Annotated in this window: 6 protein-coding genes and 2 pseudogenes; all 8 read right to left on the bottom strand. The window is 64.4% G+C overall.

All coding sequences use genetic code 11. The features are described from left to right. On the bottom strand, nt 1-752 hold a 752-nt coding region (locus EN879_RS15315), incomplete at its 3' end, for an FGGY family carbohydrate kinase (RefSeq protein WP_245493821.1). 22 nt (nt 753-774) lie between these two features. Beyond that, nucleotides 775-1,593 (bottom strand): aldolase, encoded by an 819-nt coding sequence (locus EN879_RS15310; protein ID WP_024504448.1) that lies wholly within the window; start codon nt 1,591-1,593, stop codon nt 775-777. Nucleotides 1,594-1,607: 14 nt separating this feature from the next. Then, nucleotides 1,608-3,304 (bottom strand): annotated as a pseudogene (locus tag EN879_RS15305) (glycerol-3-phosphate dehydrogenase/oxidase). Between the two features lie 20 nt (nt 3,305-3,324). Further along, complete coding sequence (locus EN879_RS15300; RefSeq protein WP_063169061.1) at nt 3,325-4,320, bottom strand: aldo/keto reductase; 996 nt, start codon at nt 4,318-4,320, stop codon at nt 3,325-3,327. Then, nucleotides 4,317-5,297 carry a sugar-binding transcriptional regulator gene (locus tag EN879_RS15295; RefSeq protein ID WP_024504451.1) on the bottom strand — a complete coding sequence of 327 codons (981 nt, stop codon included), beginning with the start codon at nt 5,295-5,297 and terminating at the stop codon, nt 4,317-4,319. Before EN879_RS15295 ends, EN879_RS15300 begins: the two co-directional genes overlap by 4 nt. Nucleotides 5,298-5,322: 25 nt before the next feature. After that, a complete protein-coding gene (locus EN879_RS15290) occupies nt 5,323-6,246 on the bottom strand; it encodes an ABC transporter permease (protein ID WP_224674565.1) in 924 nt (307 codons plus the stop codon). Nucleotides 6,247-6,322: 76 nt separating this feature from the next. Further along, nucleotides 6,323-7,858: a sugar ABC transporter ATP-binding protein gene (locus tag EN879_RS15285; RefSeq protein ID WP_063169062.1), complete on the bottom strand. Its 1,536-nt coding sequence runs from the start codon at nt 7,856-7,858 to the stop codon at nt 6,323-6,325. Between the two features lie 93 nt (nt 7,859-7,951). Next, nucleotides 7,952-8,315, bottom strand: a pseudogene (locus tag EN879_RS15280) (sugar ABC transporter substrate-binding protein); the annotation flags it as partial.

Raw genomic sequence — 8,315 nt, 5'->3', positions numbered from 1 at the left:
CCCGAACCGACCGCGCTGGCGACGACATCGAACAGCCCGGCAACGACCGGCGTGCCGGCGCGCAGTCCCGTCAGGGCCGCCACCTCCGCGCTGACATGGCCGGCAATGTCGGCCGATTCCAGCACTGGCGGCAGTAGGTCCATGCAATCGCCGAGCCCATAGGCGGCAAGCAGGTCCGGCTCGTAGCGGCGGTCCTGCATCTGCAGCAGGCCGCAGCCCGACATATCTGAAGTATCGCTGCTGCGCGCACCTGTCAGGCGGTTGACGACGAAATCCTTGCACAAGAACACAGTTCCGATGCTGGCAAACAAAGCCGGCGAAAAGCGCTTGAGCCAGGCAAGCAGGGTCGGCGTCTGCGCCGCCCACGGCCGCTGCAGGCAATGTGCGTAGGTGCGGTCGCCGACATTCTGTTCTGCCCATTCGGCAACGATGTCGACGGCGCGTGTGTCGAGCGACTGGATGCCGATCAATGGCGCGCCCGCACGATCGAGCGCGTAGAGCCCGTTGCCATGGCCGGCGCAGCCGATGGCGACGATCTCGCCGGCGTCGATACCGGCTTCAGCGATGCATTGACCAATGACCGAGACCGCATTGCGCCAGAGTTCGTCGAGGTCGCGTTCGACATGTCCGGGCTTTGGCATGGACGAGCGGCCGTCACGGGCGGCGAATGCCAGTTCGCGGCCCGACAGGTCGAAGAGGATGGCCTTGATGACGGTGTTGCCGGCATCGAGACCGAGGATATAGCTTGCCATTGGCGCCTCCCGAGGCCGCAGCCTATGCCTGGTTGTACAGATCCCAGGCTGCGCCGCCATCGGCATCGTCGTGAATGATTGCCATCAGCCCGCGCACGACAGCGCTCGGGTTGGCATGCTGGTAGATGTTGCGGCCATAGACCATGCCAAGCGCACCCTGTGCCATCAAGGCGGCCGACTTGTCGAACACGGCACGCAGATCCTCCTTGCCGCCGCCGCGCACCAGCACCGGGCAGCGCGCCGCCTCGACAACGCGGTGGAAGTCGTTGGGATCGGTGGTCGGGTCGGCCTTGACGATATCGGCACCCATCTCGCGGGCAAGCCGGGTCAAGGTGACGATCTTATCGGCGTCGCCGTCGACCATGTAGCCGCCATGCTCGGTGACCGGCAGCATGGCCAGCGGCTCGATCATCAGCGGCAGGCCGTATTTCTCGCAATCGGCGCGCACGCGGGCGATGTTCTGCACGCATTGCCGGAACAGGTCCGGCTCGTCGGGTAGCATGAACAGATTGACCACGACGCAAGCCGCATCCATCTCGATGGCGCCAAGCAAGGGCTCGGCTTCGTTCTGCAGCACCGCCCACATCGCCCGGTGGCGTATCCTGTTATAGGGATTGCCCATGTCGATGCGCATCACCAGCGCCGGCTTGTCCTTGCCAGGCACGGCCTGCAGCAGGTCGGCCTGGCCGTAGTTCATCTGGATGGCGTCGGGGCCGGCCTTGACCAGCTGGTTGACCACGCTGGCCATGTCTTCCAGCCCGGCAAGGAAACTCGGCTCGTTGCAGACGCCATGATCGATGGCGACGTCGAGGCAGCGGCCGCCGCCGAACAGCCGGTTCATACGGACTTTCTTGTTTACGCGCATAGGGCGCTCCTTTGATGTGTCTGGAGGTCGATGCCGTGCCGGTCGGCCAGCAAGGCGAGGAAGGTCGAGCGCTCGGTGGCAGCCTCGCTGGCGCTCCAGTCCTTGTGCGCCGCCAGCATGTCGAGAACGGCGTTGACGAGGTCGAAGCTGAGACCGCCTGAAATGGCGATGGTGGTGCGGCGCAAGAACAGGTCGGCAAGGCACTCGACCTGCTCGCGCTCGATGATGCGCCCCATCTCGCTTGCCGAATAGTCCGACTGCGGCAGCATCTGTTCGCCCGCCGGGTGCGAAACGAAATCCCTGGCCGACGTGCCATAGCGCTGCAGAAGCGTTTGCGCGCGCTCGACCGTCAGGCCATGCTCGGCGGCGAATGACGCGCACCAGGCGTCCGGGTCGGCCGGAAAATCACGGCCGCCACCGATGGCCATGTCCTGCGTGCCCTGGCTGCGCGCGAGGCCGAGCCGCTTCAGTGCCATGTCGGCGGCCAGCGCTCCAAACGAACGGAAGGTGGTCCACTTGCCTCCGACCATGCACAGTGTCGCCGGCAGGTGCCCGCTCGCTTCTACGAACTCGCAAAAATGATCGCGCGGTATGCGGCTGGTAAAACTGTCCTCGCTGGCGGGCAAGGGTCGCACGCCGGCGAAGCGGAACACGATCTGGTTTTCAGCTACTTTGATCGAGGGGAATACAAAGGCGAGCGACTGCAGGATGTAGCGCTGCTCGTCCTCCTCGCAACGCACCTTGTCCGGATCGTCGACCCGGATGTCGGTCGAGCCGATCAGCACCTTGCCGAGATAGGGAAACAGGATGCAGATGCGCCCGTCCTCGTTCTCGTAATAGACCATATGGCCGCCGAGCGCGTCGAACAGTTCTGCATTGTCGACGATGAGATGCGAGCCCTTGGTGCCGCCCATCATCGTCTGCGCCGCCGCCCCGATGGCCTGTTGGTCAGGTCGATCCAGCCGCCAGTAGCGTTGATGACCAATTGCGCCCGTACCGGCAGTTGTTCGCCCGTCAGCGTGTCGGTAATGGCGAGGCTATCACCTGTCGACGATACCTGAGCGTAGTTCAAGGCGCGGGCGTTCGCCGCGCTCGCCGTGGCGTCCAGCAGCATCTCCAGGCCGAGGCGTTCGGGCCGGCTCACCCAGGCGTCGTAGTAGGTCGCCGAATTGCGGATCGCCGGATTGATCGCCGGCCATTTTTTCAAGGTTTCGGCGCGGCCCCTGAACCTGTGCGTCGGCATCAAACGCCGTGCGGCGGTGAACAGGTCGTACATGGCAAGGCCGGTCTTGATGACCAGCGCACCACGCCGGCTCGGCCGCCGCGTCAGACCCAGGAAACGCACCGCACCGTTGGCAAGGCCGGAGAAAATGTCGAAGATCGGCACCGTCGTCGGCAACGGGGCCACATAGTGCGGGGCATTCCTCAGCAGCCGGTCACGTTCGAGCAGCGATTCGCGCACCAGTTTGAATTCGCCGTTTTCGAGATAACGCAGGCCGCCATGCACCATGCGTGAAAGGGCGGCACTGGCGCCGCTGCAATAATCGCCCTTTTCCGCCAGCACGACATCGACGCCTTGCAGCGCCAGTTCGCGAAAGACGCTGATGCCGTTGATGCCGCCACCGATGACGAGCACGGCGATATCAGGCCGGTCGCGCAGACCGGCTAACGTATGGCTACGGTTCATCGGGGCTGTTGCCTTTTTTCTCAGGCATCCATCGCAGTGAGATGCGCGGCTGCCGCGGCGTCGATTGCCGCAAGCTCGCCTGCCGCAAGCGTGATCTCCCCGGCCCGTGCATTGTCGAGCGCCTGTTCGGGATTGCGCGCGCCGCACAGGGCGAAGGTGATGCCCGGCTGGGCGAGCGTCCAGGCGATGACGATCTGCGCGGTCGACGCCTGGTGGCTCTCGGCGATAGGGGCGATGGCCTCTTTCAGCTTTGCCACCTTCTGCCGGTTGGCCGTGGAAAAGCGCGGGTTGTCCTTGCGCTGGTCGTCGCCGCCGAATGTGCGGCCGGGGTCGACCGTGCCGGTGAGCAGCCCCAGCGCCAGCGACGAATAGCTGAGCGTGGCGATGTCATGGCGGCGAGTGATCGGCAGCAGGCTGCTCTCGATGTCGCGGTCGATCATCGAATAGCGCTCCTGGATCGCATCGAGCTGGCCGGCATCGATATAATGGCCGAGATCCTCGGCGCTGATATTGCTGACGCCGATGGCGCGGATCTTGCCGGCTGCCTTGAGCTTTTCCAATACCGCCATCGTCTCGGCGATCGGCGTCGTCGGGTCCTGCCAATGGGTGATGTAGAGGTCGATATGATCGGTGCCGAGACGCCGCAGGCTCTGCTCGACCTCATAGGCGATGCCGTCGGCGCCGAGATAGCGATGCACTGGCTTGTCGTCCTGGTCGAAGAAATGCCCGCCCTTGCCCGAATGCCAGTTCAGCCCGCATTTGGTCGCGATCACCACCTTGTCGCGCTTGCCCTTGATGGCGGTGCCGACGATCGCCTCGCTGCGGCCAAGACCGTAGGCCGGCGCTGTGTCGATCAGGCTGAGGCCGGCATCGATCGAGGCTTCGATCGCCCGCACCGACTCCTTTTCGTCGGTGCCGCCCCACATCCATCCGCCAATCGCCCAGGTGCCCAGGCCCACGGCCGACGCCGATATGCCGGACTTGCCGATCTGCCGCTGGATCTGTCGAGAATTCATGCTGCCTCCTGTTCGGCCAGCTCGAGGATCTGGAGCCCCGTGGCCTCGTCCGTGACGATGGTGTCGAGATGATTTCCGCGCATTGCGGCGAGGATCGGCGCGACCTTGCTGGCGCCACTTGCAATGCCGATCGAGCGCGGGATGGTCGCGAACTCGTCAAGCGTCAACGAGACCAGCGAACGGTTGAGCGAGTAGTTGCAAAGCTTGCCCCGGCGATCGATGAGATGGGCGAGCAGCTCGCCTGTTGCCCCGGACTTCTCGATCGCCTGGCGATCGGCATTCGAGGACGGATGCAAATCGTAGTAGCTGGAATCGTCGGTCAGGATGGAGCCGACACCCACCACCGCGACATCGGCCTCGCGCGCCTTGCGAAACACGTCGGCGACGGAGCTGATGCCCATCAGCATCTCGCGCTGCTGCGCGGTGTCCGCAAACAACGGCGCATGGATCTGGTAGGCGCGGCCGCCGAGCTTGTCGGCCATCAGCGAGGCGACGTGGTTGACATCGGTGTAGTGCTTGCCCTGCACCAGCCCGGTGGCGGGAATGATTTCGACGTCGTAGCGGCGCCCCGGCTTGAGACCGGCGACCAGCGCGCTGACGCCCTTGCCGCCGGTGATCGAAATGGTGTCGCCGTCCTTGATGGTGTCGAGCAGCAGCCCAGCCGCCGCCTCGCCGACCCGCTGCAGGGCGGTGTGCGGATTTTCGGAGACCGACGGCACCACCATCGCCCGCTCGATGCCGCCCAGCGCCACCAGCCGCGCTTCCAGGTCGACCAGATGATCGATCGGCGACTTGATCTTGATCTCGACGAGACCGAGCTGGTGACCGCGCTTGATCAGCCGGTTGACGGTCGCGTGCGAGATGCCGAGTTCCCCGGCGATCTCGGCCTGGGTCTTGCCTTCGACATAATGCAGGACAAGCGCCTGGTGCATCTGACGAACAGCGGCGATGTCGTCGCGGGTGTTGGGAGGGGCCATGGTCTTGTTTCGCCGCCTTTGAGGTTCAGGACTTCTTGCGGTGCAGGAAGTGATCGATCGACACCGCTGCCAGCAGGATGCATCCCTTGATCATGTCCTGCCAATAGACCGAGACATCGAGCAGGATAAGCGAGCTCGTCACCACCGACAGCAGAGCCATGCCGAGGATCGCCCCGAAGATGGTGCCCGAGCCGCCATTCAGCGAGGCGCCGCCGATGACGGCCGCGGCGATGATGTTGAGCTCCATGCCGGCGCCGAAGGTCGGCGTCGCCGCGCCGAAGCGCGCCATGTAGATGACGCCGGCCACTCCGGCGAGGGTCGAGCACAGCACCGTGACCCAGAACTTCACCTGATTGGTCCTGATGCCGGAGAACTGCGCGGCCTTCTCGTTGGAGCCGGTGTAGAAAACCTTGCGGAAGGCCGTGGCGCGACGCAGCAGGAAGTCGAAGATCGCCACCACGACGATGAAGATCAGGATGACATAGGGGATGTTGTTGAAACTGCCCTGGCCGATGGCCTTGAAGGCCGGCGGCAAGGTGAACAGCGACAGCGGCGTGCCCTTGGTGACCACCAGGCACATGCCGCGCACGATGACCATGGCGGCCAGCGACGTGATGAAATGATTGAGCCCTATCACGGTCACGAAGAAGCCCATGGCCGCGCCGATCAGCGCGCTGACGCCGATGCCGATCAGGCTTGCCGTCCAGGGATCGAGCCCGGCGAGGAACAGCGCACCCGAGACCACCATCGAGAAACACACGACGGAGCCGACGGAAAGGTCGATGCCGCCAACGATGAGCAGGACGGTCATGCCGACGACGACGATGCCTTCGATGGAGAAGCTCATCAGCATGGCGCGGAAATTGCCCCATGTCAGGAAGTGCGGCGAGGCGAAGCTCATGGCGATGCACAGCGCCAGGATGATGACGATCAGCCCGGCCTCGCGCATCGAGGCGAGGTGAGCGAAGTTGATGCGCCGCCCGGCGGACTTGATCTCGGCGTGCACGAGCGCTTCTCCTGATTCCCTAGGCGACATTCTGGGCCTGCCTTTGAATTGAACTGTCCTGGACGCCCGAGGCGAGCATGATGATGGCTTCTTCACCGAGCTCGCTGGCGGCGAGTTCGCCGGCGATCCTGCCTTCGCGCACCACAAGAACGCGGTCGCACAAGCCAATCAGCTCCGGCAGTTCGGACGAGATGATGATGACGCCGACACCGCTGCCGGCTAGCTGGCGCAGCAGCCGGTGAATCTCGACCTTGGCGCCGACATCGATCCCGCGCGTCGGCTCGTCCATGATGATGACCTTGGGACTGACGGACAGCTGCTTGGCGATGGCAACCTTCTGCTGGTTGCCACCGCTCAGCGTCGACACAGTGGCCTCGATGCCGGCCATGCGCACGCCGAGCCTGCCGGTCAGCTCCCGCGCCTGACGATCCTCGGCCTTGCGGTCGAGCAGGCCGAGGCGCCCGGTGAGCCGGCCGAGGTCGAGCGCCGATATGTTCGCCGCGATCGGCAGATCGAGGAACACGCCGGAGCCTTTGCGATCCTCAGAGAGATAGACCAGCCCCGCCTTGACCGCATCGCCATAACTGCGCAGCCGCAGCTGCTTTCCGTCGAGCGCGACGGTTCCAGAGGTCATTGGCCTGAGGCCGCAGACCGTCTGTGCGATCTCGCTGCGGCCGGCGCCGATCAGGCCGCCTATGCCCAGAATTTCGCCAGCGCGAAGCTGCAGATCGACGTCGGCGAAGCGGCGCCCATCGGAAAGCCCCTCGACCGACAGGAGAAGGCGCCCAGGCTCTTGCGGCGCCAGCTTGTCGGGATAGAGCTGGGTGATTTCGCGGCCCACCATTTTGCGCACGACATCGTCGGGTGAAACGGCGGCTATCGCATCGGTCGCCACGTAGCGGCCGTCGCGGAAGACGGTGACGCGGTCGCAGAGCGAGAAGATCTCGGCCATGCGGTGGCTGATATAGACCACCGAAATGCCACGTTCCCTAAGCCCGCGCACGATCGAGAACAGGCGTTGCGCTTCGCTTTCGGTGAGTGCGGCGGTCGGCTCGTCGAGCATCAGCACCTTGCAGTCGAGCGTCAGCGCCTTGGCGATCTCGACGAGCTGCTGGTTGGAAATGGAGAGGTCGGCGACCCTGGTGTGCACCGGAATGGGCGCGAGCAGGTCCATGACCTTCTGGGCGTCAGCGTAGAGCTTCTGGAAATTCATCAGCGGTGCGCGCCGGCTGTTGATCGCGGCCATGTAGATGTTTTCGGCAACCGTGGCGTCCTGGCACAGCGCGATCTCCTGGTGGACAAGCGCGATGCCGAGACGTTGGGCGGCCGCGGGCGAGTGGATCGAAACACGCTCGCCATCGATCAGGATGTCGCCCTCGTCGGGCTGCAATACACCGGCGATCATGTTCATCAGCGTCGACTTGCCGGCGCCGTTCTCGCCGCACAGCGCATGGATTTCGCCGCGCCGCAGCTCGAACCGCACGTCGTTCAGTGCCTTGACCGGGCCGAACGCCTTGGACAGACCGCGGATTTCAAGAATGGGCGACTGGGTCACGCCATGCTCCTGCGATGCTTGCGGGGGAGGAAGGAGGCCGAAGCCTCCTTCCCGGTTGGTCCGGCCTTGTGGAGGCCGGGGCGGCGATCGAGACTATTCCTCGATGCCCTTGGTGCCGCGACGCTTGAGGTACTTGTCCCAGTAGAAGTCGTCCGCATTGTCCTTGGAGACGATGGAGAAGCCATTGTCGACGAAGGGCACGCTCATCGGGTTGAAACCCGAACGCTTGGCGTCGTTCATCGGATCGATCAGGCCGGGATGCTTGGCCATCCACAACAGCATGAAGCCCATATAGCCCTGCATGCCCTGGTTGGGATTGACCGAGCCGAAGATCTCGCCGGCCTTGATCATGTCGAGGATCTTGGCGTTGACGTCGGCGAGCATGACGCGGATCTTGCCGCCGCCTTCCTTGGCGGCCTGGGCAGCACCGATGGCCGAGTTGGCCTCCGGCATGAAC

It is taken from the genome of Mesorhizobium sp. M7A.F.Ca.AU.002.02.1.1, assembly GCF_003998535.1.
Lineage (GTDB): Bacteria > Pseudomonadota > Alphaproteobacteria > Rhizobiales > Rhizobiaceae > Mesorhizobium > Mesorhizobium ciceri.
The sequence above is the reverse complement of the archived record's forward strand: the minus strand, read 5'-3'. Positions and strand labels throughout refer to the sequence as shown.

Excerpts from the sequence above, each read along its gene's own strand:
- EN879_RS15310 (WP_024504448.1), bottom strand. The coding sequence starts at position 1,593 with ATGAACCGGCTGTTCGGCGGCGGCCGCTGCCTCGACGTCGCCATCGAT.
- EN879_RS15300 (WP_063169061.1), bottom strand. The coding sequence starts at position 4,320 with ATGAATTCTCGACAGATCCAGCGGCAGATCGGCAAGTCCGGCATATCG.
- EN879_RS15295 (WP_024504451.1), bottom strand. The coding sequence starts at position 5,297 with ATGGCCCCTCCCAACACCCGCGACGACATCGCCGCTGTTCGTCAGATG.
- EN879_RS15290 (WP_224674565.1), bottom strand. The coding sequence starts at position 6,246 with ATGCGCGAGGCCGGGCTGATCGTCATCATCCTGGCGCTGTGCATCGCC.